Here is a 24645-nt window from a genome sequence, read left to right on the forward strand (position 1 = left end):
CCTCCCGAACGAAGTGACGTGAGCTTACCAAGCAGTAGGTTACTACGAGTAAGTTACTTGCGGTAGGGTTGATTTCGTGGAGATCGCACAGCGGGCGGGCTCGGGCCGCAAACGGATGTCGAGAGCCGAACGGGAACAGCAGATCCTGGGGATCGCGGAGGAAGTGTTCGCCGAGCGCGGCTACCAGGCCGCGGCCATGGACGACATCGCGCGTCGCGTCGGCCTGTCCAAACCGATGCTGTACGAGTACTTCGGTTCCAAGGAAGGGCTGCTGCTGGCCTGCCTGGAACGGGCCAAACGCGAACTGCTGGAGTGCACCTCCGCCGCGGCGGCCAGTGCCGAGAGTCCCGAGCAGCTGCTGCACGACGGACTGCTGGCCTTCTTCCGGTTCGGCGAGGACCACAAGCAGTCCTGGGCGCTGCTGCGCAACGAGTCGGCCGTACCCGGCATGGAGCTGGACACCGAGCTGGAGGGGATCCGCAGGCAGCAGGTGAGTTTCACCTCGGACATGCTGCGCATGTCGCTGCCGGAGACCGACGAGTACCGCATGGAGGCCTTCGCCGAGGCGATCATCGGGGCCTGCGAGCGCATGGCACTTTGGCGGGAGAACCACCCGGAGGTCACCCCGGAGATGGCCGCCGAGCACCTGATGGCACTGATCGGCCCGAGTCTGTCCGGCGAGGCACGCTCGTTCTCCGAACCGGCGCCTTCCGAACAGGAACTCTCGAGGCAGGCGTCCTCCACGCGGGAACCGCCCGGTCGAACAACCCGGCCACCGGAATCGTCTTCACACGATCAGGGGTAGTGGAAGCTCAAGCCTCAAGATCCACGAGTGCCCTTCCGATGCGATCGCGTAGGTCGATTGTCACGTGTACGCGCGTCCTCCGAAAGGACGCGGCGCCCGGCGTGTCACGACCCACGCCCGTGAACTCGGATTCAAGGAGTACTGATCTTGCGCCCCTGGACCACGCGCACGTTGAACGCTGTTGTTGTGGCCGCGGGGTTCGCCGCAGCCGGAACGGGAGTGGCAGCCGCCGACTCCCCCGAAGCAACGACGCCGGACCTCACCAAGCCGGACCTCTCCCAGGTTCCCGACGAGATCGACTTCACCGCCCCGCTGGACACCTGCAAGAACCCGGGTGGTGTCCCCGGACGGGAGAAGATGCCCTGCGCTGACACCACGCTGCGCACGAACGCCCCCAACCTCGTCAAGGAGGTCGGCACCGAGATCGCCAGGCTCGGCCACGGTGTCGCCGACGAGGTCCGTGACGGCGAACCGACACTGCAGTCCGGTGAGGCGACCAGGTTGCTCGGTCAGGTGGCGACCACCACCGCGCGAGCCGAGCAGTGGACCAAGACCCGGCCGGAGATCGGCGTCAACGTCCGGCCCGACCACACCGGTGTGTTGCGGGAGAAGACCGATAACGCCGAGTTGCTCGACGCCGAGGTCGGGCCGCGCGGCGAGAACCACGAAGGTTTTTCCACAGTGGACACCGCTGTGGACGCCACCGTCGCGCAGGGCTACGACACCAAGCCGCTGACCAACCCGGTCGGGGCTGTGGGCAAGGTGGCCGAGAACAATCCGCTGCGGATGTCCGGCAAGCCGGTCGAGCTACCCCAGGTGGAACACGTGGTTCCCGCGACGAAGCAGGTTCCGACGGTTCGCAGGCTGGACGACAACCCCTCCGGAGCGGTGCGGGACGCGGCGACCGGCCTGGTCGAGAACCCTTCGGAAACACTGTCACTGGGCAAGGGAACCAGCCTCAACGAGGGAAGGACCCTGCCCGTCGGTGAAGTGCTCCGCAACGCGGCGCTGAACTGACCGCCGCTCGGGCGCGGGGTCTCCTCTCCCGCGCCCGAGCCGTACGGGCGCTCTCGAACCACACGGACAGCCGGAACCACACGGGCAGCCGGAACCGCACGGCTTTCGGGACAACGAGCACCACGACGACCGGGACGGCACCGGTGGCCGAATCGGTCATTCGACGTCAGGGCGTCCGGGAAGTCGGTAGTTCTCCCCGAGCGCCGCGCCCCGGTCCGGCTTGTACTGGTCGAAACCGCGGGGATCGCACTGCAGGCCGCCGTTGATGCAGTGGCTCACCAACGCCTACAAGGTCCGCGGATCCCACGCGTTGATGAAGTCGTAGTGCCAGGAATAGCCCTCACCGCTGGCAAGCCGGACATCGGACATGTCCCCGTCCACCGGGAAAGCCATCTTGAACTCCAGCATCGGCACCGCGACCGGATGCGTGTCGGGGCAGGCCCCGTCGGTCGGGTAGGCCATGTGGCTGCGATGGTCCACTGAGTCGAGATGCACCCCGTCCCAGCAGCTGGGCGCCTGGAAACGGATGTTGAGCTGACTGCCCTCCGGGCAGCCGCTGGCGGGAAAGTTCCAGTTGTGCGTGTCGTTGCCGCACTCCCATCCCTCCACCGCGCCGGGCGAGTTCCGGAACTCCTCCTCGGTGTTGGAAGGATTGCCCGCTATGAAGCGCAGTCCCTGCGGGAAGGACTGAACGCTCTGATAGTCGATTATTCCGGATTTGTAGTAGATTACCCGTTTCCGATGGGCTCGATCGGCTCGTCGTTCTTGTAGAGCGTCGGGAACCAGTAGGCGGAGAGATCGTCCGGATTGAGGCAGGTGGTCGATCCGACGCCGGCGTCCGACAACGAGTCCGTCGTGGACTCGGCATCGGTTCCGGTGTTGCCCGGGAAAGTGTGGTCGTGCGATGTCCCCGACTCACCGGGGAAGACGATGGGGTCGTCCTTGGCACGATGGGAGAACGAGCAGTCGACCTGGAACTCGTGGTGCGTGACCAGCGGCGTGGCACTCGTCTCCGCCTGGGGTGCCGCGGCGAGCAGCGCCGCGGCGACAACCGTGGCCACACCGCCGCACAGGGGCTTCACGATGCTGCGTAACACGGATCCTGCCGGGGAACGGAACAATCGCGTTCCCGGAACGGAGCACGAAAACGCGAATCCGGCCACGAACCGGGCGACCACTCGTGCACCCCGCTCGGGAACGCTGCCGCAGCAGATTGCGCAATTCCAGTCGCCAGTGTCAACCGAATACCCCCGTTCCACGGGCGAACCGAAATTCCTTTCCCCGCTTTTCCCGGGAAAGAATTGTTCAGCGCAACCGGAATGCGGGAAATTTGCTCTCCGGGGCTCAGCGACGTTGCCCCACTCGGATCCAATCCGGTTTTTCGCCCCGACAACGGCCGGATCCCTCGAAGCGGGGCCGGAAACGAAGTGAGCGGGCCGCCTCCCCCGCCCAGGGAGGCGACCCGCTCACGTCTCGTTGAAGTTTTCCGGTCGGGTTGTCGGGACGCGCCACCCGGCGGAACCTCCCGTCGGCTCTCGCTCCGGGTGGCCCGACATCGGACAGGTGGATCAGGCCGCGGCGGCGGCCACGATCTCCCTGTCCGGTTCCCCGATCTCGAAGACCTCACCGGATTCGGCCCTGGCAACCAGGGAGGCGGGGGGCTCGAACCGGGCACCGTACTGTTCGGCCAGCTGCCGGGCACGTGCCACGAAACCGCGCAGTCCGCCCTCGTAACCGTTCATGTACTGCACCACGCCGCCGGTTCCGGGCGGGAAACCGATCCCGAAGATCGAGCCGATGTTGGCGTCCGGCACGGAGGTGAGCACCCCCTCGTCCAGGCAGCGCACCGTTTCCAGTGCCTGCACGAACAGCATGCGTTCCCGCAGGTCGTGCAGCACGATCCGTGCCGGGTCGACCCCGTCGGTACCGAAGTGTTCGCCCAGTCCGCTCCACAACCCCAACCGACTGCCGTCCTCGGAGTACTCGTAGAAACCGGCACCGGAGGAACGTCCCTCGCGGCCGAACTCCTCGACCATCCGATCCAGGATGGGATCCGCCGGGTGGTCGCTCCAGCTGCCGCCCGCGGCCTCGACCGCCTTGCGAGTCTCCTCCCGGATCTTGCGGGGCAGCGTGAGGGTGAGCTCGTCGTACAGCTGCAGCACCGGGGCGGGAAAGCCCGCCTGCGAGGCGGCCTGCTCGATCGAGGGGGCAGGTATCCCCTCGCCCAGCATCGCCACTCCCTCGTTGAGGAAGGTGCCGATCACGCGGCTGGTGAAAAAGCCCCGACTGTCCTGCACCACGATCGGTGTCTTGTTGATCTGACGGACCACGTCGAAGGCCCTTGCCAGCGCACGGTCACTGGTGCGCTCGCCGCGAATGATCTCGACCAGCGGCATTTTGTCCACCGGCGAGAAGAAGTGCAGCCCGATGAAGTCCTCCGGCCTGCTCGCCCCCTCCGCGAGGTCGGTGATCGGCAGTGTGGAGGTGTTCGAGGTGAGCAGCGCGTCACTGTCGATGTACTGCTCGGCCTCGGCGTAGACCCGGTGCTTGACCTCGGGGTCCTCGAAGACCGCCTCGATGACGAGGTCGCAACCCTCCAGCTCTCGCGCCTGGTCGGTGGCGGTGATCCTGGCGAGCACGTCATCGCGTTCCCGCTCGGTGATCCTGCCCTTGTGCAGTGCCTTGTCCAGCACCTTGGCCGAGTACTGCTTGCCCTTCTCCGCGGACTCGGCGGAGACGTCCTTGAGCACGACCCGCATTCCCGCCTTGGCACAGACGTAGGCGATGCCCGCCCCCATCATGCCGCCACCGAGCACACCGACCTTCTCGGCCGACCACTGCGGCTGTCCGTCCGGCCTGCTACCACCGGAGTTGATGTGCTCCAGGTCGAAGAAGAACGCCTTGCTCATGTTCTTCGAGGTCTGCCCGCACATCAACTCGACGAAGTAGCGCCCCTCGATGGTGAAGGCGGTGTCCACGTCGACCTGTGCGCCCTCCACCGCGGCGCAGAGGATGTTCTTGGGAGCGGGCAGGTCGGCGCCCTTGAGCTGTTTGCGCACGTTGGCGGGGAACGCGGGCAGATTGGCCGCGAACTTCGGATCGGAGGGGGTGCCGCCGGGGATCCGGAAACCCTTGCGATCCCAGGGCTGGCTCGCTTCCGGGTTCTCCCTGATCCATTCCCTGGCGCGCCTTAGCATGGCGTCCCGGTCGTCGACTACCTCGTCGATCAGCCCGATCTCGCGCGCCTTCTCCGGGCGCAGCCGCTGGCCCTGCGTGAGCACCCCGAGCAGCGCGTCGGCTATGCCGAGCATCCGCACGGTACGAACGACACCACCACCGCCGGGCAACAGGCCGAGGCTCACCTCGGGAAAACCGAACCTGGCCTTGGGCGAGTCCAGCGCGACGCGGTGATGGCAGGCCAGCGCGATCTCCAGCCCACCGCCGAGCGCCGTACCGTTGAGGGCGGCGACGACCGGCACGCCGAGGGTTTCCAACCTGCGGAGCTGCTGCTTGGCGGCGGTGCTGCTCTCGGCGGCACGCGTCACGTTCTCGGGACGCGCCTTGATCAGCTCCCGCAGGTCACCACCGGCGAAGAAGGTGCTCTTTCCCGAGGTGAGGATCACCCCGCTGATGCTCTCGCGTTCGCTCTCCAGCCGCTGCACGGTTTGTTCCATGGAACGCAGGTAGCGCTCGTTCATGGTGTTGGCCTGCTGCTCCGGGTCGTCGAGGGTGAGAACGACGACGCCGTCGGCGTCGGGACCCTCCCAGCGGATGGTGCTCTGTTCGCTCATTGATCCGTCCTTGGAAGCTGGTTTCGGAAGTTGGTCGGGTGGCCTGGGTGGAGTGAATGAACCGCGCGGCCCGAAATTCGGCCGGAGTGGCCGAACCGGTCGCGGCTCGGCAGCCGGGATCCGGTGGCTCCGGGTTCTACCCGGCGGCTCCGGGTTCTACTCGGTCACTCGTTCGACGATCGTCGCGATTCCCATTCCGCCCCCGATGCACAGCGTCGCCAGGCCGTAGCGCTGGCCGCGTCGTTCGAGTTCGTCGACGAGCGTGCCCAGGATCATCGCCCCGGTCGCACCGAGGGGGTGTCCCATCGCGATCGCGCCGCCGTTGACGTTGACCTTCTCGTGCGGGACGCCGAAGTCCTTCATGAACTTCAGCGGCACGGCCGCGAACGCCTCGTTGATCTCGACGAGGTCGATGTCGGAGATGTCGAGCTCCGCCTTGCCCAGCGCCTTGCGGACGGCGGGCCCCGGGCCGGTGAGCATGATCGTCGGGTCCGCGCCGCTGAGGGCGGCGGAGACGACGCGGGCGCGCGGTCGCATCCCGCTGCGCTCGCCGAACCGCTCACCACCGATCAGGGTGAGTGCGGCTCCGTCCACGATGCCCGAGGAGTTGCCGGGCGTGTGCACGTGGTTGATCTTCTCGACCCAGTGGTACTTCTGCTGGGCGACGGCGTCGAAACCGCCCATGTCGCCGATGCCCGCGAACGAGGGTTCCAGACCGGCCAGCCCCTCGACGGTGGTGTTGGGCCTGACGTGTTCGTCGCGCTCCAGGACGGTCATGCCGTTGCGGTCGCTCACCCCGACGACGGATTCGGAGAAGCGGCCGTCGGCCCACGCCTTGGCGGCGCGCGTCTGCGACTCGGCGGCGAAGGCGTCGACCGCGTCCCGGTCGAAGCCTTCCAGGGTGGCGATCAGATCGGCACCGATTCCCTGCGGGACGAAGGACGTTTCCAGGTTCGTCTCGGGGTCCATCGCCCAGGCTCCGCCGTCGGTTCCCATGGGTACGCGGGACATGGACTCGACCCCGCCGGCCAGCACGGCGTCCTCCCAACCGGAACGGATCTTCTGGGCGGCGGTGTTCACGGCTTCCAGCCCGGAGGCGCAGAACCGGTTGAGCTGCACGCCGCTGACGGTTTCGGGAAGTCCTGCCGCGAGCGCGGCTGCCTTGGCGATGTCACCGCCCTGGTCACCTACCGGTGTGACGACGCCGAGCACCAGGTCGTCGAGAACTTCCGGGTCCAGGTTGGGGTGACGGCGGCGCAGCTCCTCCACCAGCCCGACGACGAGGCTGATCGGCTTCGTCCCGTACAGCGCGCCGGATTTCTTGCCGCGACCGCGCGGAGTGCGGATCGCGTCGTAGACAAAGGCCTCGGACATGTGTGGGGTGCCTCCTCGTTGCGGCTGTCCTCCAGGGAGAGTGTGACACCAAGACTGTCACAGTCAATAGGATATATTCTCCCGGAACCGGTGGGGTGCAGTACCTGCTCGATGTCGGGCCGCCCGGAACGAGAACCGGCGGAAAGTTCCACCGAACGGGCATCCCGACGAGCCGACGGGCCCCGCTCAGGCGGAGTCGCGCAGCAGCGACTCGACCGAACGGCCGCGGATCGCGGCGTCGAGCAGCTGCACCGTGTGTGCCATCGGCATTCGCTCCCCCTTGGCGCGCAGCGCCGTCCGGATCTGCATCGAGCAACCCGGGTTGGCGGTCACCAGCAGGTCGGCCCCGGTGTCGAGCACGTTGTCGGCCTTGCGCGCACCGAGCTCGGCCGCGGCCACGGGACGCAGCAGGTTGTAGACCCCGGCCGACCCACAGCACAGCTCGCCACGGTTGATCTCACGCAGTTCGAGTCCGGGAATCGTCCGCAGCAGTTCACGGGGTTGGGCACGGACACCCTGACCGTGACTGAGGTGGCAGGCGTCGTGATAGGCGATCCGCACCGGCAGCGAACCGCGCGTCGCCACCGGCCCCAGTTCGACGAGCACTTCGGAGACGTCGCGCACCCGCTCGGCGAACTCCGCCGCGCGCGGGGAGTACAACGGGTCCCCCGCGAGCAATCGCGGGTACTCCTTCATCGCCGAACCGCAACCCGCCGAGTTGACCACCACGTAGTCCACCCCGGCGGTGTCGAACGCGTCCAGGGTTGCCCGCGCGAACCGTTCGGCCTCCCGCTCGCGACCGGAGTGCTCACTCAACGCACCGCAACATCCCTGGGCGGGCGGAATCACCACCTCGCAGCCCTCCGCGGCGAGCACCCTCGCGGTCGCCGCGTTGACGTCCGGGAAGAAGGCGTGCTGCACGCAGCCGGTGAGCATGCCCACGACGGCTCGACGCGGACCGGCGGCGGGCACCCGGTCGGGAAGCGGCGCGGCGCGCCTTATCGGGGGTGCGAGCGACTCCATCGTGCGCACCTCGGCGGGCAGCTTGTTCAGCAGTCCGCTGCGCCGCAGCAGAGCTCCGATCCCGAGGCGCTGGTACAGCGCCAGTGGGCCGCGCAGCAGGCGCAGGCGGCGTCGGTGGGGAAAGAGCGCGAAGATCGCCGCGCGCCACCAGCGCTGCCACCTCCCGCGGGGATGGTTACGTTCCACCTGCGCACGGGTCTGGCTGAGCAGCGTGCCGTACTGCACCCCCGACGGACAGGCAGTCACGCAGGCCATGCAACCCAGGCAGTTGTCGAAGTGCTCGACCATGCTCTCCGAGAGGGGCTCCCCGTCGAGGCCCGCTTCCATCAGGTGAATGCGTCCACGCGGCGAATCCATCTCCTCGCCCCACAGCTCGTAGGTGGGGCAGGTGGGCAGACAGAATCCACAGTGCACACAGTCGTCGATCAGTCCCCGCTCGGGCGGGTTGAACACGTCGAACGCACCGTCCGGACCGGAACGCTCCGAGCCCTCACTCATCACTGCCCCCTGGTCAGCTATCTACTGTAGACACCGTGGTGTCGAACCACCGCTCCCGCACTCACGCAGGCCAAACTCCCACCACTCCCGGCGTCGGCACCGCCGCGGGTTCTCTCGGGTGGTGCTCGTGAGGAAGGCCCGACGTGGCGTAGGCCGCTACTCGAGGTCGGGCACCCGGAGCGAGCGCCGCCCGAGAGGTTCCGCCGAACGACCACCTACGGCGACCGAGCCGGCAGTGCGACATCAGAGGCCTCCCACGAAACGCCCGGGTGCTAGCCGGTACTCCGGGTCGAACTGCTCCTTGACCCGGCGCAGCAGGTTGAACACTCCCGGCTCCGGTGTCTCCCAGGGATCGACCAGCTCCAGCACCGCGACCGGCGCGCGCAACACCGTGGTGTGACCGTGCAGCCGAGCGCTCGCGGCCCGCAACCGGGAAACCGCAGCAGCGGTCCGGGCGGCTCCGGCTTCGGCCGGGACACCCCCCAGCAGCACTCCGGCACCCGCCGACCCGCGCACGGCCAGCGGCACCCCGGCCTCCCGCGCCGACCGCTCGGCGTGGTCCAGCAGCGACGCGAGCTCGGCCGGTTCCGCGGCGAAGCGCAGCCCGGTCGCCGTGCCGGGGTCGAACGGATACTCGCCCCACCACGACGGTGCGGCGCGTTCCACACCGGCGGTGACGTCCAGTTCCGTACCGAGCCACTCGGCCAGCTGCCACGCACGCTGCTCGGTCGCTCCCGGCATGCCCTCCAACTGCGCGCAGACCTCGAAGGGGGAATCAGAGTCCGGCCGGTCGAGCTCGATTCCGGTGGGCGCGGCCTGCGAGGAGCGCAGCGAGCGCACCGCTGCCGCCGCCGCGTCGGCACGGGGCACGCGCAGCGTGACCCACCGGTACTCGGCCGCCAACGGGTGCAACCGGAAGGTCGTCTCGGCGATCACACCGAGGGTGCCGTAGGAACCGGTGTAGAGCTTGCCGAGGTCGTAACCGGCTACGTTCTTGACCACCTTGCCGCCGGAAGCGGTGATCTCACCGTCGGCACGAACCACCCGGACACCGATGAGCAGGTCCCGCACCGTGCCGAACAGCTGACGGCAGGGGCCGGCGGAGGCGGTGGCGACGATTCCGCCGAGAGTGGCGCCGGGCAACGGGTGATCCACGGAAAGCTGCTGCCCCGCCGCCGCGACGGTCCGCCGGACCAGGGAAAGCGGGGTGCCCGCCGTGGCACGCAGCACCAGGTCGCCCGAGGCGTGCTCCAGCACACCCTCGGTTCCCGAGGTGTCGAGAACCAGGTCCACACCGCTGGGCGCCGCACCCCAGTCCAGCTTGCTGCCCCCGCCGCGCGGCACTACCCGCAGCCGGTGCGCGGCGGCCACGCGCAGTACCTCCGATATCTGCTCCGTGCTGTTCACCCGCGCCACCCAGCGCGGGGGCACTCCCCGCACCGCGTCGGCCTCCGTGGCGTCGTGCAGATCGTCGGTGCCCAGCACGTCCGCCAGTTCGGTGCGTGCGGAGTCCACGGTCCGAGAAGTCATCAGAATTCGTCCGCCAATCCGGCCTCGGCGAGTGGGTGCGCGCCGCGCCGCGGTCCCGGCACCTCGCCACAGAGCCTGGGAGTCGGGAAGACCTTGCCGGGATTGCACATCCCGGCCGGATCGAACGCGCAGCGCACGTACTGCATGGTGTCCAGGTCCTGCGGGGTGAACATGCGCCCCATGTAACGGACCTTGTCCGCTCCGACGCCGTGCTCACCGGTTATGGAGCCACCGTGCTCGACGCACAGGTCCAGGATCGCGCCGGAGACCTCCTCGGCCCGCTCGGACGCGCCGGGAACGGAGCTGTCGAACAGCACCAACGGGTGCAGGTTCCCGTCACCCGCGTGGAAGACGTTGGCCACCCGGACCCCGGATCGTGCCGACAACTCCGCGATCCGGCGCAGCACCTCGGGAAGCGCCGTCCGGGGAATCACCCCGTCCTGCACGATGTAGTCGGGGCTGATCCTGCCGACAGCGGCGAAGGCGGACTTGCGGCCCTTCCAGATCAGGGCTCGTTCGGCTTCGTCCGCCGCGCTCCGGACCTCGAAGGCGCCGCGCTCGGTGCAGTACCTCCTGACCTCGGTGAAGGTGTGCTCCACCTCGGCTTCGGGGCCGTCCAGCTCCACGATGAGCACCGCCCCCGCACCTTCGGGATAGCCGCACCGCACGGCCTGTTCCGCGGCGGCGATGGAGAGCTCGTCCATCATCTCGATGGCGGCGGGGGTGACTCCGGCGGCGATGATGGCCGATACCGCCTCCCCTGCCTCGTCGGTGGAGGAGAACCCGGCCAGCAGGGTTCGCACCCTCTCCGGTTGCCGCAGCAGTCGCACGGTGATCGAGGTGACCACGCCCAGCGTTCCCTCGCTGCCGACGAAGGCTCCGAGCAGGTCGTAACCGGGTGCGTCCCTGGCGGCCCCACCCAGTTCGACGGTCGCCCCGTCCGGGGTCACCACGGTCATCGACAGCACGTGGTTGGTGGTGAAGCCGTACTTCAGGCAGTGTGCTCCCCCGGAGTTCTCGGCCACGTTGCCGCCCACCGAGCAGACCTGTTGGCTGGATGGATCTGGGGCGAAGTAGTAGCCGTAGGGCGCGGCGGCCTTGGTGACGTCGAGGTTGATCACGCCGGGCTCGACGACGGCCCGTTCGTTGTCGATGTCGACCTCCAGAATCCGACGCATCCTGGAGGTGACCACCAGCACCCCGTCGGAGCGGGGCAGCGCCCCCGCCGAGAGCCCGGTACCGGAACCACGCGCCACGAAGGGCACCCCGTGCTCGGAGCAGGTCGCCACCGTCGTGGCCACCTGCTCGGCGTCTTCCGGCAACACCACCACGGCGGGAACCGAGCGGTGGGATGAGAGTCCGTCGCACTCGTAGGTGCGCAGCTTCTGCCGGTCGGTGATCACCGCTCCCTCGGGCAGCGACGCGCGCAGCCGCGCGACGCACCCCTCGACATCCGGTGGGCCCGTCCCCTCGCGCGACGGGGACGTCGTCTCCCCTTGCCGGGGGATATCGGTGGCGGACATCGGCGGACTCCTCACCTGGCCGTGCAACACGGAGCGCACCTGGCAATGGCGTGACGTGGACCATAGGCCCGCGTTGACACCGACCACAACAGATCAACCGGGTGTGTTCGACACCACAACGAGAGTCTACGCGTAGTAACCGACTCCTGATTTTGTGAACAGGGCACGAAATCCCGCGGGAGCGCGATAAAGTCCGCCGCGGACGAAGTCGATCTTTCGGGGGAACATCGTGGACGTTTCGGACCGCGTCCAGCGGATGATGTCCGACTTCGAACAGCAGGCCGCCAAGGCAGCCGAGGTCAAGGACCGGATGAGCGAGCTGCGCGGCACGGCACGCAGTGAGGACGGCGACATCGAGGTCACGGTCGCTCCCTCGGGAGCGGTACTGGATCTGCGGCTCGAATCGGGGGCCGTGCGGCAGTCCCACACCGCACTGCAACAGTCCCTGTTGGACACCGTCCGGCAGGCGACGCAGGACGCCGCCGCGCGACTGGACGAAACGGTACAGCCGCTCCTCGGTGACCGGGCGGAGCAGTTCAAGCAGGCGTTCGACTCGCACGGCGCGCGGCCGGTGACTCCGGAGTCGGGTGGTGACGCGGCCGGAGGCGGCACGGGCACCGCCTCCACCGGTTCGACGAACGCTCCGCGAGGGTCCTCCGGCGCGGGTGGCAGCCGCCCGGAGGGGGACGACGAGGACGACGACTTCTCCGACGGTTCTTTTCCGAAGTGATCTTCCGGTGTCGACGAAACTGGGGGTGCGAACCGAGGCGCTCTACGCCTACCGCGACGGTTCGCAGCAGGTCGCGAGGCATCTGGAACAACTTTCCGAGGTAATTGAGCAGGCCAGGGTCAGCCATGACTGCTTCGGACCGATCGGCTACATGCTGGCGCGGGACTACTTCAACTCACTGCAGGAGTGCCGGGACTCGGCCTCGAAGGCCGGCCAATTCATGGACAGCACCGGCAAGGCCGTCGCCGAGTGCGCCCAGAACTACACCGACACGGACGAGGCCGAGTCCGGCAAGATCGCCAAGATCGACCTGAGTGCCATGCGACCGAGTGGATCAGGGCCGGGCAACCTGTCCGATGTGAACAGCGCTGGCGCGAACGAGGCACGCAACGAGATGGAGCGGATCGCGAGTTACGGCAGCTCCTGGGCCTCGGCATCCCAGAGCCTGGAACGGGCCGGTGATCCGCCGAGCATCGCGATCGCCACGGTCAACGCGCGTTCCGAGCAGCTCAACGCGCTGACCAGCCCGGGCCAGGCGTTCATCGACAACGGGCTGGGCTTTCTCATCTCGATCGCGATCAGCCCGCTGGTGGAGCTGATCCTGGAACCGGCCGTGGGAGATCCGACCCAGATGCGCGGCACCGGCAAGGGCTGGGCCGAGGTCGCGGACCGGGTGGACCGGCTCGCCGAGCACGAGGGCGATCGCGCACAGGCGACCGAGCCCGTCTGGGAGGGGCAGGCGGCGGACTCCTTCCGCAAGCAGATGGACGAGTTCGGCTCGGGAGCCAAAGCACTGGCGACCGACATCCGGGGGATGAAGGAGTCGCTGGACCTCGCGGCTGATCTGTTCGACGCGTTCGTGGAGATGTGCATCGACATCATCCAGGAACTCGTGATCGGGCTGATCGTCGAGTGGCTGGCGGCACTGGCCGCCTCCTGGATCACGGCTGGTGCTTCGGTCGGCGCGGCCTCCGGGATGACCGCCGCCCAGGTCGCCATCACCGGCACCCGCTTGGGCAGCAAGGTCGCCAACCTGTTCCACAAGCTCAAGCCCATCGTCACCAAGCTCGAGGACCTGGTGCAGAGCCTGCGCAAGGGGCGTTGAACGAACTCGTGGAGAAAATGAACCACCTTCGCAACGGGAACATGATCCAACGGTGGGCGGGGCGGCAGCTGGATTCGAATCCGGTCACGAAGCTCGTCACGCGGGGCTCCGACAACGCCACCGAGGTCCGCAACGCGAAGACGGCTTTGTCGAATGCCCAGGAAAGACTCGACAACAGCGGTTCGCTTCCCGAAGAACAGCAAAGATTGCTGCGACAAGAGGTACGAGACGCACAAAAGCGCTACGGCGAGATCAACACCGCCTCCACCACCCCGAACCGGTTCATGAAGGACCGGGAGGCGGACCCGGAGACCAGTTACAAGAACGACGGCACTGTTCGGACGTCCTGGACCGGCAACATCAAGACCTACCAACCCATCGCAGCCGCTATCGGGGAGCTGAACCTCGACCACGGCACGAACGGTTCCACCTGGACGCCCGTATTCAACGCCGCGCTGACGGCGGCATGGGTGTTCGACCTGCTGTTCCTGATCGGCTATCTGAACGCGGGCGAAATCTCGGGGAACTCCGACAACATCCTGGCCAACCTCGCCAAGGACCTGCTGAAGGTGGTCATGATCCTGTTCGGAGGCGCCTACCTGCTCATCATGCCGCTCAACCTCATCGCGATCTGGTAGGGCTCACCGGTCCGGCAGTGCCCCGAGATCACCGAGCCGGTAGCCGTTCGGATATCCGGGGTAGCTGAGCTTCTTGCCGCGTCCCAGCCTGCTGACCTGTCGCGCGGGACGCAGGCGTTCGAGCGCACCGTGCAGCCGCAGCGCGGCGGTGACCGCACTCGTCTCCCAGCTCTTCGGTTCCGGAAAGCCGAACGCCGTGCGCATCGCCGGTTCCAATCCGGCGATGAAGCCACGGCGGGCGAGCCCCCGCAACGGCTTCGGGAACCAGGCGCAGACCATCGCGAGGTTGTAGCGGCCGACCTCGTGGTTGCTATCGGCGTACCTGAAGTGCTCGGCCTCGTAATCGCGGTTGAACCGGTCGAACTCCTCGTAGCCGGGAATCCCGCGTATCCCCATTCGAACGCCGATCTGGTGGTAGTGCCAGTACGCCGCCGTCCGCTCGTGGTCGCTCAGGGGTCGCCAACCGTAGGCGTCGATCCACCTGATCGGTTCGTAGATGAAGGTGGACAGCACGTAGAGCATGTCGTCGTTGCTGATGTCGTAGCGGCCGTGCATCCGGTTGACCATGCGCAGCGCCTGCTTGCCCCGCTGCGAGTCGTAACCGTGCCTGCCCATCTCCTCCATCAGGATCGAGGTGTCGTCGTAGCGCTGCTGGGCCCTGCACTCGAACTCCCCCGTGTGACGCAGCAGTTCGGAGATGCTGGGTACGCAGAAGGTGCGGAACAGCGCGAGTTCCAACGCCCGCGTGTAGTCCCAGGGGAACTCCAGACCGGCCGAGATCCGGTACACCAGCGTGTGTTCGCGCTCCGGGTCCAGCCGTCGGATCAGCCGCAGCCGTGCGTACTTGCCCAGCGGATCGAACCCGCGTTCACCAGCGGTACGGGACACCGAAAATCACCCTCGCGCGACCAGCAGTGGAATGTACTGCTCGTCGGCGGTCAGCGAGCCGTGCTGCCCGAGCAGTGCGGCGGCGTGGGGCTCGGCCGACGAGCGGATCACTCCATTGTGGCGTGCGACAGCGATCACGTCACCTATCCGGGCAAGAACTCCCTCGGAGATCACCGATCCGAACCAACCGGCCGCGATGGCCTCCTCCGCGGTGAGCACCGTCGCGTCGGAACCGAGCCTGCTCCGCCACGTGGCCAGCACGTGCTCGGTGGCTCCGGGCTCGGTGTAGACGTGCCGAACACGCACCTCGCCGCCGACCAGCCGTACCCCCTCGGAAAGCTCGGGGTCGGTGTCGGCGTCCGGCGAGCTGCCCGGCTCGAAGGGGACCATGCCGTGATCGGCCACCACCAGCAGTTGGGTCCCGGCGGGGAGCCGTTCGGCGATCGACTCGACCAGTCGATCCACCTGGCGCAGGTGCATCCGCCACGGCTGCGAGCCCGGCCCGTGAACGTGTCCGAGCATGTCCAGCTGCCCGTGGTAGCCGTAGCACAGCACGGGGGACGGGGCCTCCATCCCCGCGAGCAGCTGCGCTGCCAGGTCCCCGAGCGCGTTGACGCCTCGCAGTTCGCCACCTCGTAGTGCTGCCCTGGTCAACCCGGTCCCCGCGAACTCGGCCGGTACCACCAACCGGGTGTCGACCCCGGCCGCCACGGCACGCTGCGGCACGGTCTCCTTCGGTTGAACCGTCTCGGGAGGCCATGCGTCGAGCAAGCTCGTGTCCTTGCCGGAATCGTCCCGCCTGCTCCAGGACAACGGCCGCAGCAGCGCTCCACCGGGTTCGGCGAAGGAGTAACCGACCACGCCGTGCTCCCCCGAGCAGCGACCGGTCCCCAGCGAGGCGATGCTGGTGGCGGTGGTGGTGGGAAAACCGGCAGCACCCGGCCTGCCGGTGTCCAGTTCGGCCAGCACCGGGGCATCGGCGGCGTACTCGCGAAGCAGCCGCCAGCCGAGACCGTCGACGAGCAGCACCGCGGCCGAGGAGCACTCGGACAGTCCCATCCGGTCGGTGAATCCCGGCTTTCCCATCGCTCCCAGTGCCGAGGGCAGCGTGTCCGCCAGCTGCCACTCGGCCGCGTCCGGGGCGACGATCCAGTCCATGGCCGAACCTCCGTCGGTGCCTGCTCACGAGCCGGTTTGCCGATAGACGGACTCCACACCCGGGTACCCGGGGTGCGGGGAACCGAAATCTCGGTAACAGCCTCTCACCGATGCGGTCCGCGGTGCTACGGCCCGCGGTGGTGTTCTTCGGCGCACTCGGCGTCGATTCCTCGCGAAATCGCCGGGCGTGGTGAGCGATCAGATGTCCAGCTGCCGCCCCACGATCTCCTTCATGATCTCGGTGGTGCCGCCGTAGATGGTCTGCACCCGGGTGTCGAGGAACGCCTTGGCGATGGGGTACTCGAGCATGTACCCGTAACCGCCGTGCAGCTGCAGGCACCTGTCCACCACGCGCTTGTTCATCTCGGTGACCCACCACTTGGCCATGGCGGCGTTCTCGATGCTGAGCTCGCCCTTGAGGTGCTCGCGGACGCAGCGATCGACGAACACCTGGCCGATCTCCACTTCGGTGGCGATCTCGGCCAGTTCGAAGCGGGTGTTCTGGAACTTGCCGATGGGCCTGCCGAAGGCGGTGCGCTCCCGGCAGTACTCCTTGGTCATCTCCAGGGCCTTGGCCGCGCCCGCGGCCGAGGCGACCGCGATGGAGAGCCGTTCCTGGGGCAGGTTCTGCATCAGGTAGATGAAGCCCTGTCCCTCCTCGCCCAGCAGATTCGTGGCGGGCACGCGCACGTCGTTGAAGAACAGCTCGGCGGTGTCCTGCGACTTCTGGCCGATCTTCTCCAGGTTGCGTCCACGCTGGAAGCCGGGACGGTCGCTCTCCACGACCAGCAGGCTGATGCCCTCGTGCCCGGCGTCGGGATCGGTACGGGCGACCACGATCACCAGGTCGGCGTTGATGCCGTTGCTGATGAAGGTCTTCTGCCCGTTGATCACGAACTCGTCGCCGTCGCGCGTCGCCGTGGTACGGATGCCCTGCAGATCGCTGCCCGCCTCCGGCTCGGTCATGGCGATGGCGGTCACGGTCTCACCGCTGCAGAAACCGGGCAGCCAGCGGCTCTTCTGCTCCTCGGTGGCCAGTTTGCTCAGGTAGGGCACGTTGATGTCGTTGTGCACGGGGGCGCCGAACCCGGTGACCCCGGCCGCGATCAGTTCCTCGTCGAGGACGATGTTGAAGCGGAAGTCGTCGATACCTCCCCCACCGAAGCGCTCCTCGACGGCGGTGCCGAGCAGCCCCTGCGCACCGGCCTTGCGCCAGGCGTCCTTGCTGACGACACCGGCCTCTTCCCACTCCTGCTGGCGCGGGACGAGTTCCTTGACGACGAAGGTCCGGCAGGTCTCGCGGAAGGCCTCGTGCTCCGCTTCGAACAGTTCCCTGCGCATTGGCCTCACGTTCCTTTCACTGTGCGGGAACCGCGCCGGTTCCCGTCCGGGATGGGTCGACGGATCAGGAGGGATCGTCGAGTTCGCCGTGCACCGCGCCGGAGGACAGCAGCCCGTCGTGGTCGGCGACCCGCCATTCCCGGAGTACCCGCCCGCTGTGGGCACCCGACTCCGCGACCGGGCCGGGCTCCGGGTTGGGGGTGCGCGAGAACCTGGGTGCGGCGGCGGGCTGCACCACTCCCTCGGATTCGACGAGGGTCCTCCTCGCGAGCACGTGCGGGTGGCGGGACGACTCGGTCATAGACAGCACCGGGCTCACGCAGGCGTCGGTGCCGTCGAAGACCTCGGTCCAGTGCTGCTTGGTGCCACTCGCGAACGCCTCGGTGAGCCGTTCGCGGATCCGCGGCCAGTTGACGGGATCGTCGCGGTCGGGCAGCTCACCCGACAGCCCCAGTCCCGCCAGCAGCTGCTCGTAGAACCGCGGTTCCAGCGCGCCGACCGCCATGTACTCCCCGTCGGAAGTGGCGTAGACGTCGTAGAACGGTGCACCGCCGTCCAGCAGGTTGGCGCCTCGGCGGGTGTCCCACCCGCCGGTAGCGAGCATGCCGTGCAACATGGTGGCCAGATGCGCCGATCCATCCACTATGGACGCATCGACCACCTGCCCGCCACCACCGGCGCGGGCACGCAGTTGGGCGGCGAGGACGCCCACTGCCAGGTACATCGCACCGCCGCCGAAGTCCCCGAGCAGGTTCACCGGGATGCGGGGTGGTCCGTCCGCCTCGCCGATGGTGTGCAGCACCCCGCTGATCGCGATGTAGTCGATGTCGTGGCCCGCGGTGTCGGCCAGCGGACCGTCCTGGCCCCACCCGGTCATGCGGCCGTAGACGAGATCGGGATTGCGCTCGAAACAGGGCTCGGGCCCCACGCCGAGCCGTTCGGCGACGCCGGGACGGAAGCCCTCGAGCAGGATGTCGGCGCGTTCCGCCAGGGCCAGCACCGTCTCGGGACCGCGTTCGTGCTTGAGGTCGACGCGCACGGACCGCTTGCCCCGGTTGAGCAGGTCCTCCTTGCCGCTGCCGCCGGTGGGACGCTCGACGCGCACCACGTCGGCCCCCAGGTCCGCCAACAGCATGGCGCAGAACGGCGCGGGACCGAGTCCGGCGAGTTCGACGACCCGCACTCCGGCCAACGGCCCCGATCCGACCGCTCGCTCATCCGATGACGCCACTGGAGCACACTCCCTCGTTCCCACCGGAAGGTGATCGCGACCACCCCTAATTCGACGGAGTTAGTGTTACATTTCTGGTGTCACATTGGTCAAGTAGTATCCTGCTGTACATGCTCCGAACAGCCGACGAAGAGCTCACGATCGACGAGCTGGCAGCCAGGGCGGGCGTGACCGTGCGTACGGTGCGCTTCTACGCGTCACGTGGTCTGCTGCCACCACCTCGACTGCGCGGTCGCGTCGGGTTGTACGGGGCCGACCACCTGGCACGCCTGGACCTGATCCGGGAACTGCAGAACCTCGGTTTCACGCTGACGGCCATCGAGGGGCATCTGGAACGGATTCCCGACGACGCTCCACCGGAGGAACTGGCGCTGCAACGCGCGCTGCTCGCTCCCTGGACGAGCGATCAGGCCGAGGAGATCGACCGGGAAGAACTGGACCGGCGCGCCGGTCGTGCCCTTTCCGACGAGGAGACCGAGCAGCTGCTGACGCTGGGAATCCTGGAACGGATCACCGACGGGCCGGACGACAACGACGAGCAGCGGCTTCGCCTGACCAGCTCGTCCATGCTCAACGTGGGATTACAGATCACCGAGCTGCGGCTGCCCCGGGAAATGCTGCTGCAGGCCAAGCACATCGTGGAGCAGCACACCTCGCAGATGGCGAGCGAGCTGCGCGAGCTGTTCGCGGCCAACGTGCTGCGCCCCTACGTGGAACGGGGCCGGCCGGAATCCGAGCGGGAACGGGTCAGGACCGCGGCCGACCAGCTGCGTCCGCTCACGATTCAGGTACTGGTCAACGGGTTCCAGCGTGCCGTCAACGACGTGATCCGCAATCATGTCTGACCGGGGTGTTCGGGACCGGTTCTCCTGAACCTTCCCGACGGGATCCGCCGCTGTCTCGTGAGCCGAGTTCTCGTCGTGCACGTGTGCTGTGACCTCCGTGCACGGGGAGCTCCGTGCACGGGGAACTCCGTGCACGGGGAACTCCGTGCACGGGGAACTCACAGTCCAAGTTGCTTCCACGATCGACGGAAACTCGATCCGGTGATACTGGCCCGTGATTGCGGCGCGGTGCTACTCCAACCGGGTAAGTATTTCCCGAGGTGATCCCTATCGACACGGAGGAAGCACAACATGAGCTTTTCCGGACCGCTCGGCCGCACTCTGTTCACCGCCTGCGCGGTAGTCACGGGCATGCTGTTGCCGCTGGTACCGCACGCGGGCGTCGAGCGGGCTTCCGCCACGACCACGACCTCGGTGAACGAGGTCCAGCCGGCGATCAGCGTCCTCAGTCTGCGGGTCATTCCGACGAACCGCGCGGAGGGGACGCGATCGGTGACGCTGCGCTGCGAACCGGCAGGCGGGACTCACCCCCGGGCCGAGCAGGCGTGCGAACAGCTGGCGAGCAACGAGGGCGAGTTCGGCGCGCTCCAGGAGCAGCGGAATCCGATGTGCCCGCTGGTGTACCGTCCGGTCACCGTCCACGCCACCGGGATGTGGCGAAACCACGCCGTCGACCACCGCGAGACGTTCTCCAACGAGTGCGAGATGCGGGCGAAGACCGGTGAGCTCTTCGAGTTCTGATGTCGCACCGGCGCGATTTCGCGAGAAATCGACGCCCCGGTGCGGGGAGATGCCCCGGGCGGGCGTCAATTTCGCGAGAAATCGACGTCCCGCTATGGCGGTGTGGCCCCGAACTCCGTCAATTTCCCACGAAATCGCCGGGCCACCAGCCCCGACGAACAGCCGCACTCCCACCACTCCCGCAAGCCGACCCCCACCACCCTTGCGGCAGGACCGACCGCGGGTTCTCCGGCGAGTGCCTCGCGAGGACGGCCCCGACGTTGTGTAGTGCCTACCCGATGTCGGGGCACCCGCAGCGAGAGCCGTGCGAGAGGTTCCGCCACGGAACCTCCTACGGAGGCGACTGCGCCATCGGCCGTCAGCATTCGATGACGTTCACGGCGAGCCCACCGCGTGCGGTTTCCTTGTACTTGTCCTTCATGTCCTCACCGGTGGCGCGCATCGTCTTGATGACCTTGTCCAGCGAGACGAAGTGACTGCCGTTACCGCGCAGCGCCATCCTGGCGGCGGTGATCGCCTTGACCGAGGCCACGGCGTTGCGCTCGATGCAGGGAATCTGCACCAACCCGCCGATCGGGTCGCAGGTGAGGCCGAGGTTGTGCTCCATGGCGATCTCGGCGGCGTTCTCCACCTGGGCAGGGGTGCCACCGAGCACTTCGGCCAGCCCGGCCGCGGCCATGGAACAAGCCGAACCCACCTCGCCCTGGCACCCGACCTCGGCACCGGAGATCGAGGCGTTCTCCTTGAACAACACCCCCACCGCGCCCGCGGCGAGCAGGAACCGTGCCACTCCGTTCCCGTCCGCACCGGGCAGGAAACGCATGTAGTAGTGCAGCACGGCCGGAACGATGCCCGCGGCACCGTTGGTCGGCGCTGTCACGACCCGCCCACCGGCGGCGTTCTCCTCGTTGACCGCCAGCGCGTAGACCGTCACCCACTCCATCGGGTCGTCGGTGTCGCCGAGTTTGGCACGCAGTTCGGCGGCGCGTCGTTCGACCCGCAGACCACCCGGCAGCGAACCCTCGCTGTTGCAGCCGTTGTGCACGCACTCGCGCATGACGTGCCAGATCGACAGCAGTTCGTCGTGCACCCGCTGTTCGTCGCGCCAGACCAACTCGTTGGCGAGCATGAGATCGCTGACCGAGTAGCCGGTCTCGGCGCAGTGCCGCAACAACTCGGTCCCGGTGCGGAACCGGTGGGGCAGTTCGGTGCTGTCCTGTTCGATCCGGTCGGTGCCCGCGGCCTCCTCGTCGACGACGAAACCGCCGCCGACGGAGTAGTACACCGCACCGCACAGCTGTTCCCCCGCCTCGTCGAGCGCGGTGAACCGCATGCCGTTGGGATGCACCGGTAACGTCTCGCGCCGATACAGCACGAGATCGTCGTCGTAGTCGAATCGGATTCCGTTGGTACCGTTCAGCAGCAACCGGCCGGTCGATCGGATCTCGTCGACTCTGCCGGAAACCGCGATCGGATCGACCGATTCCGGTAGGTGGCCCTCCAGGCCGAGCAGTACCGCCTTGGGACTGCCGTGTCCATGTCCGGTCGCGCCGAGCGAGCCGAACAGTTCGGCCCGCACCCGTGCGGCACGCGACAGCAGATCCCGCTCGCGCAACCGCGCCACGAACCGCGCGGCGGCGCGCATGGGGCCCACGGTGTGCGAACTGGAGGGACCGATCCCCACCGAGAAAAGATCGAAGACACTGATCGCCATTGATCGTCTCTTCTTCGTACGTGAGGTGTGGTTCGCCTGCCCCGCCACCTCGTCGTGGCGGGGGCCGTCAATCAGCGGCGGCGGGAGTCACTAGGCGGTGGGGAGTCACTCACCCGTGAGTTCGGCGTACTGCGTGGCGTCCAGCAGCGGACCGTACTCGCTGACGCGCAGCTCCAGCAGCCAGCCCTCGCCGAAGGGGTCGTCGTTGATCTGGGCGGGGTCGTCGACGACGGCCTCGTTTACCGAGACGACCTCACCGGTGGCGGGGGCGTAGAGGTCGCTGACCGACTTGGTGGACTCCAGCTCGCCGCAGGCCTCACCGGCGGTGATCTGCTTGCCCACCTCGGGCAGGTCCACGTAGACGATGTCACCGAGCGCGTTGGCCGCGTAGGGGGTGACCCCGACACGCACGACGTCGCCGCGCTCGGCCAGCCACTCGTGCTCCTGGGTGTACTTGAGGTCCGTGGGCAGACTCATGGGGGAGGCTCCATTGCTGTCGTTTGGACACCGGTACCCGACGTCCCGTGGGGCCGTCGGACACGAGCATTCTCGCGTGCCGCGACTCCACCCGGCCGGGCGGCATGCCGCGAACACCGGAGTCCGCGTACTTGGTGGCCTCCCCCTCTGTTGCGGAACCTGAGAGCTTCACCGCGACGTCGCGGTTTGCACCGTGGGTGCGCACGCCTTCGTCGCGGCGGCGCTTTCCAGAGTTGCCTCGATCGGACGGTACGGATGCCTGAGAGTTTACGGGGAGTTTTGCTCCTTCGGCGCCCGTTCGGTGACACCGTGTGCACGGTGCTCACCCGCGGGACTCTCCCGCCCGGTGTCGTGGGCCGATATGCGATTGTCGCTGTGTTCGGCAACGATAACCCGAGGGGTGGGCGTATCCAACCCCGGATATCGCGAAGCGGCGAGTACGGGCCCCGAATGGGGCGTCGAAGCTCGCGCGGTGTGCCCACGATCACCGCCGGAGGTCGCCGCGGACCTCACGTGATCGGGCGGGAGAACTCCCTTCTGATCTGATCCGTCGTGAACGATCCCGGGAGGGGTGATGGTCGACATACGGGGCCTGGTCGAGCGAGTCGGCCCCACACTGCTGCGTCCGGTGGTGATACCGGACGAGACCGGCGGCGTGGGGGACGTCGTCATCGCCGAACCCGAGGAACCCGGCGGGATCGGAACGGCCGACGTGGTGCTCGGCGTGGGGGGTACCGACCGGGCGTGGGCCGCGGAGCTGGTGCGTGAGTGCGGTGTGCGGCATGCGGCGGCCGTGCTGCTGAAACCGCCGGTGTGCGCCGAGGAGTCGGTGATCTCGGAGGCGAAGGACGCGGGACTCGCGCTGATCGAGGTCCGGCGGGGCGCGGCCTGGGCACAGCTGGTGTGGTTGCTGCGGGGCGCGCTGGCGGGAACGGACCCGGGATCGGCGGTCGGCTCCCCGCAGCAGGTGGGCTCGGCGGGACTGGGCGATCTGTTCCGACTGGCGGACGCGGTGGCCGAGGTGGTCGACGCCCCTGTGACCATCGAGGACGCGCACTCGCAGGTGCTGGCCTACTCGGCGCGGCAGGACGTGACCGATCCCGCCCGGGTTTCGACGATCATGGGGCGTAGGCAGCCGGACGACGTGCTGGCGAAGTTCCGGGCGCGGGGCACGTTCCGACAGCTGAGCCGCGGCGGCTCGGCCGTCTACGTCCCGGAACAGCCGGACGGCACGCTGCCCCGGTTGGTGGTGCCGATCCGGATGGGCGGTGAGCTGCTCGGATCGATGTGGGCCGTGGTCACCGGCGAGGTGTCCGAGCAGCGCGCCTCGGCGTTCGCCGACACCGCCGCGCTGGTGGCGCTGCAACTGCTTCGCTGGCGGGTGATGACCGACTCGGAGCGGCAGCGTTCGGCCGGGCTGGTGCGGTCGCTGCTGGAGGGCTCCGAGGGCTGGCGCGCGGCTGCCAACGAGTTGGGGGTACGTGCCGAACCGCACCGGGTGGTCGCGATCGACGTGCGCGCCAGTGACGGTACCGACGAGGGGCACCGGCTCGCGATGTGGGAGTGGATCACCCGGGGAATCGGCCGCGGTCCGATGGTCGCCGAGTCGGGTGGGGTGCTGTACGCGGTGGTGCCCGACCGTTCCGGCGCGGGTGGCTGGCCCGCCCTGCGGGAGGCGTTGCTGGCGCACATCCACGAGATGGACGCGGCCGATCCGCGCCCACTGGTGGCGGTGGGCACCGCCTCCCCGGTGGCGGAACTGCCGGACTCCCGCGGCAGGGCCGATGAGGTGCTGGCGCTGCTGCGCACGGGCATGGTGGAACGCGAGGTCGCGGTCCACGAGCAGCTCTGGCACGCCCTGGTTCTGGCGAGGGCGGCCGGTGCCGCCAGCGACGCGGGCGTGGAATCGCTCGGTCCGCTGCGGCGGCTGCGCGACAACGACCACGCCCAGGGGACCGACTACCTGCGCACCCTGCACGCCTGGCTGCGCCACCCGGGGGATCCGCGTGCCGCGAGCCGGGAGCTGCGGGTGCACCCGAACACCTTCCGGTACCGGATGAAGCGAGTGGGCGCCCTGCTGGACGTGGATCTCGACGACGCGGACGTGCGTTCGGCACTGCTGGTGCAGTTGCTGGCCGAGCGGTGGAACCCGCACGGCTGACTGTTGTGCCGACAGCACAAGAGTACCGGTGCGATCTCATCGTGCGGGAATGATG

Annotated in this window: 19 protein-coding genes, 1 pseudogene and 1 riboswitch; of the genes and pseudogenes, 8 read left to right on the forward strand and 12 right to left on the reverse strand. The window is 68.1% G+C overall.

Features of this window, described 5'->3' with window-relative positions; genetic code table 11:
• Positions 1–76 precede the first annotated feature (76 nt).
• Positions 77–805 (forward strand): TetR/AcrR family transcriptional regulator, encoded by a 729-nt coding sequence (locus BM150_RS04065; protein WP_245755245.1) that lies wholly within the window; start codon positions 77–79, stop codon positions 803–805.
• Between the two features lie 171 nt (positions 806–976).
• The gene (locus BM150_RS04070) at positions 977–1822 is read left to right on the forward strand and encodes a hypothetical protein (protein ID WP_245755246.1); all 846 of its coding nucleotides are present in this window, start codon (positions 977–979) and stop codon (positions 1820–1822) included.
• Positions 1823–1978: 156 nt separating this feature from the next.
• Here BM150_RS04070 and BM150_RS25005 read toward each other — a convergent pair.
• From BM150_RS25005 to BM150_RS04100, 6 genes and pseudogenes are all read right to left on the reverse strand, one after another.
• Positions 1979–2859, reverse strand: a pseudogene (locus tag BM150_RS25005) (DUF1996 domain-containing protein).
• Between the two features lie 531 nt (positions 2860–3390).
• On the reverse strand, positions 3391–5613 hold the full coding sequence (locus tag BM150_RS04080; protein WP_092924045.1) for a 3-hydroxyacyl-CoA dehydrogenase NAD-binding domain-containing protein: 2223 nt from the start codon (positions 5611–5613) through the stop codon (positions 3391–3393).
• 156 nt (positions 5614–5769) lie between these two features.
• Positions 5770–6987 (reverse strand): acetyl-CoA C-acetyltransferase, encoded by a 1218-nt coding sequence (locus BM150_RS04085; protein WP_092924048.1) that lies wholly within the window; start codon positions 6985–6987, stop codon positions 5770–5772.
• A gap of 186 nt (positions 6988–7173) precedes the next feature.
• Entirely contained in the window at positions 7174–8508 is a 1335-nt protein-coding gene (locus BM150_RS04090; RefSeq protein ID WP_092924051.1) for a (Fe-S)-binding protein, read from the reverse strand.
• A 243-nt stretch (positions 8509–8751) separates the two neighbouring features.
• On the reverse strand, positions 8752–10038 hold the full coding sequence (locus BM150_RS04095; protein WP_092924054.1) for an FAD-binding oxidoreductase: 1287 nt from the start codon (positions 10036–10038) through the stop codon (positions 8752–8754).
• A complete protein-coding gene (locus BM150_RS04100) occupies positions 10038–11561 on the reverse strand; it encodes an FAD-linked oxidase C-terminal domain-containing protein (protein WP_092924057.1) in 1524 nt (507 codons plus the stop codon). The genes BM150_RS04095 and BM150_RS04100 overlap by 1 nt, the downstream gene beginning before the upstream one ends.
• A gap of 229 nt (positions 11562–11790) precedes the next feature.
• Between BM150_RS04100 and BM150_RS04105 the strand changes: the two genes are divergently transcribed.
• The 3 genes from BM150_RS04105 to BM150_RS04115 are packed head-to-tail and all read left to right on the forward strand — an operon-like array spanning position 11791 to position 14034.
• Positions 11791–12291: a YbaB/EbfC family nucleoid-associated protein gene (locus BM150_RS04105; protein WP_217641345.1), complete on the forward strand. Its 501-nt coding sequence runs from the start codon at positions 11791–11793 to the stop codon at positions 12289–12291.
• 7 nt (positions 12292–12298) lie between these two features.
• The gene (locus tag BM150_RS04110) at positions 12299–13396 is read left to right on the forward strand and encodes a WXG100 family type VII secretion target (RefSeq protein WP_092924060.1); all 1098 of its coding nucleotides are present in this window, start codon (positions 12299–12301) and stop codon (positions 13394–13396) included.
• Positions 13397–13437: 41 nt separating this feature from the next.
• Entirely contained in the window at positions 13438–14034 is a 597-nt protein-coding gene (locus BM150_RS04115; protein ID WP_139219444.1) for a hypothetical protein, read from the forward strand.
• 3 nt (positions 14035–14037) lie between these two features.
• Here the strand turns inward: BM150_RS04115 and BM150_RS04120 are convergent, their stop codons facing one another.
• The 4 genes from BM150_RS04120 to BM150_RS04135 all read right to left on the reverse strand — a co-directional run bounded on the left by BM150_RS04120 (position 14038) and on the right by BM150_RS04135 (position 18652).
• The gene (locus BM150_RS04120; protein ID WP_217641346.1) at positions 14038–14922 is read right to left on the reverse strand and encodes an oxygenase MpaB family protein; all 885 of its coding nucleotides are present in this window, start codon (positions 14920–14922) and stop codon (positions 14038–14040) included.
• Between the two features lie 6 nt (positions 14923–14928).
• Positions 14929–16080: an alkaline phosphatase family protein gene (locus tag BM150_RS04125; protein WP_092924066.1), complete on the reverse strand. Its 1152-nt coding sequence runs from the start codon at positions 16078–16080 to the stop codon at positions 14929–14931.
• Between the two features lie 198 nt (positions 16081–16278).
• Positions 16279–17421, reverse strand: coding sequence for an acyl-CoA dehydrogenase family protein (locus BM150_RS04130; protein WP_092924069.1), 1143 nt, complete (start codon positions 17419–17421; stop codon positions 16279–16281).
• Between the two features lie 64 nt (positions 17422–17485).
• Positions 17486–18652, reverse strand: coding sequence for a CaiB/BaiF CoA transferase family protein (locus BM150_RS04135; RefSeq protein WP_092924073.1), 1167 nt, complete (start codon positions 18650–18652; stop codon positions 17486–17488).
• Between the two features lie 110 nt (positions 18653–18762).
• Between BM150_RS04135 and BM150_RS04140 the strand changes: the two genes are divergently transcribed.
• Both BM150_RS04140 and BM150_RS04145 read left to right on the forward strand, forming a co-directional pair.
• A complete protein-coding gene (locus BM150_RS04140) occupies positions 18763–19497 on the forward strand; it encodes a MerR family transcriptional regulator (protein WP_092924076.1) in 735 nt (244 codons plus the stop codon).
• A 291-nt stretch (positions 19498–19788) separates the two neighbouring features.
• A complete protein-coding gene (locus BM150_RS04145) occupies positions 19789–20238 on the forward strand; it encodes an SSI family serine proteinase inhibitor (RefSeq protein WP_092924080.1) in 450 nt (149 codons plus the stop codon).
• A 358-nt stretch (positions 20239–20596) separates the two neighbouring features.
• Here BM150_RS04145 and BM150_RS04150 read toward each other — a convergent pair whose 3' ends face one another.
• The gene (locus BM150_RS04150; RefSeq protein ID WP_092924083.1) at positions 20597–21952 is read right to left on the reverse strand and encodes an L-serine ammonia-lyase; all 1356 of its coding nucleotides are present in this window, start codon (positions 21950–21952) and stop codon (positions 20597–20599) included.
• Between the two features lie 105 nt (positions 21953–22057).
• The gene (gene gcvH / locus BM150_RS04155; protein ID WP_092924086.1) at positions 22058–22429 is read right to left on the reverse strand and encodes a glycine cleavage system protein GcvH; all 372 of its coding nucleotides are present in this window, start codon (positions 22427–22429) and stop codon (positions 22058–22060) included.
• Between the two features lie 237 nt (positions 22430–22666).
• Positions 22667–22781, reverse strand: a riboswitch (glycine riboswitch).
• A 222-nt stretch (positions 22782–23003) separates the two neighbouring features.
• On the opposite strand from gcvH, the gene BM150_RS04160 reads away from it, so the two are divergent.
• Positions 23004–24590: a PucR family transcriptional regulator gene (locus BM150_RS04160; protein WP_092924089.1), complete on the forward strand. Its 1587-nt coding sequence runs from the start codon at positions 23004–23006 to the stop codon at positions 24588–24590.
• Positions 24591–24645: the final 55 nt, after the last annotated feature.

The sequence above is a fragment of the Actinopolyspora alba genome (assembly GCF_900112765.1).
GTDB lineage: Bacteria > Actinomycetota > Actinomycetes > Mycobacteriales > Pseudonocardiaceae > Actinopolyspora > Actinopolyspora alba.

Bases quoted from the DNA above. Each gene is read 5' to 3' on its own strand.
- BM150_RS04080 (WP_092924045.1), bottom strand. From the start codon at position 5,613: ATGAGCGAACAGAGCACCATCCGCTGGGAGGGTCCCGACGCCGACGGC.
- BM150_RS04085 (WP_092924048.1), bottom strand. From the start codon at position 6,987: ATGTCCGAGGCCTTTGTCTACGACGCGATCCGCACTCCGCGCGGTCGC.
- BM150_RS04090 (WP_092924051.1), bottom strand. From the start codon at position 8,508: ATGAGTGAGGGCTCGGAGCGTTCCGGTCCGGACGGTGCGTTCGACGTG.
- BM150_RS04095 (WP_092924054.1), bottom strand. From the start codon at position 10,038: ATGACTTCTCGGACCGTGGACTCCGCACGCACCGAACTGGCGGACGTG.
- BM150_RS04100 (WP_092924057.1), bottom strand. From the start codon at position 11,561: ATGTCCGCCACCGATATCCCCCGGCAAGGGGAGACGACGTCCCCGTCG.
- BM150_RS04115 (WP_139219444.1), top strand. From the start codon at position 13,438: ATGATCCAACGGTGGGCGGGGCGGCAGCTGGATTCGAATCCGGTCACG.
- BM150_RS04125 (WP_092924066.1), bottom strand. From the start codon at position 16,080: ATGGACTGGATCGTCGCCCCGGACGCGGCCGAGTGGCAGCTGGCGGAC.
- BM150_RS04130 (WP_092924069.1), bottom strand. From the start codon at position 17,421: ATGCGCAGGGAACTGTTCGAAGCGGAGCACGAGGCCTTCCGCGAGACC.
- BM150_RS04140 (WP_092924076.1), top strand. From the start codon at position 18,763: ATGCTCCGAACAGCCGACGAAGAGCTCACGATCGACGAGCTGGCAGCC.
- BM150_RS04145 (WP_092924080.1), top strand. From the start codon at position 19,789: ATGAGCTTTTCCGGACCGCTCGGCCGCACTCTGTTCACCGCCTGCGCG.
- BM150_RS04150 (WP_092924083.1), bottom strand. From the start codon at position 21,952: ATGGCGATCAGTGTCTTCGATCTTTTCTCGGTGGGGATCGGTCCCTCC.
- gcvH (WP_092924086.1), bottom strand. From the start codon at position 22,429: ATGAGTCTGCCCACGGACCTCAAGTACACCCAGGAGCACGAGTGGCTG.
- BM150_RS04160 (WP_092924089.1), top strand. From the start codon at position 23,004: ATGGTCGACATACGGGGCCTGGTCGAGCGAGTCGGCCCCACACTGCTG.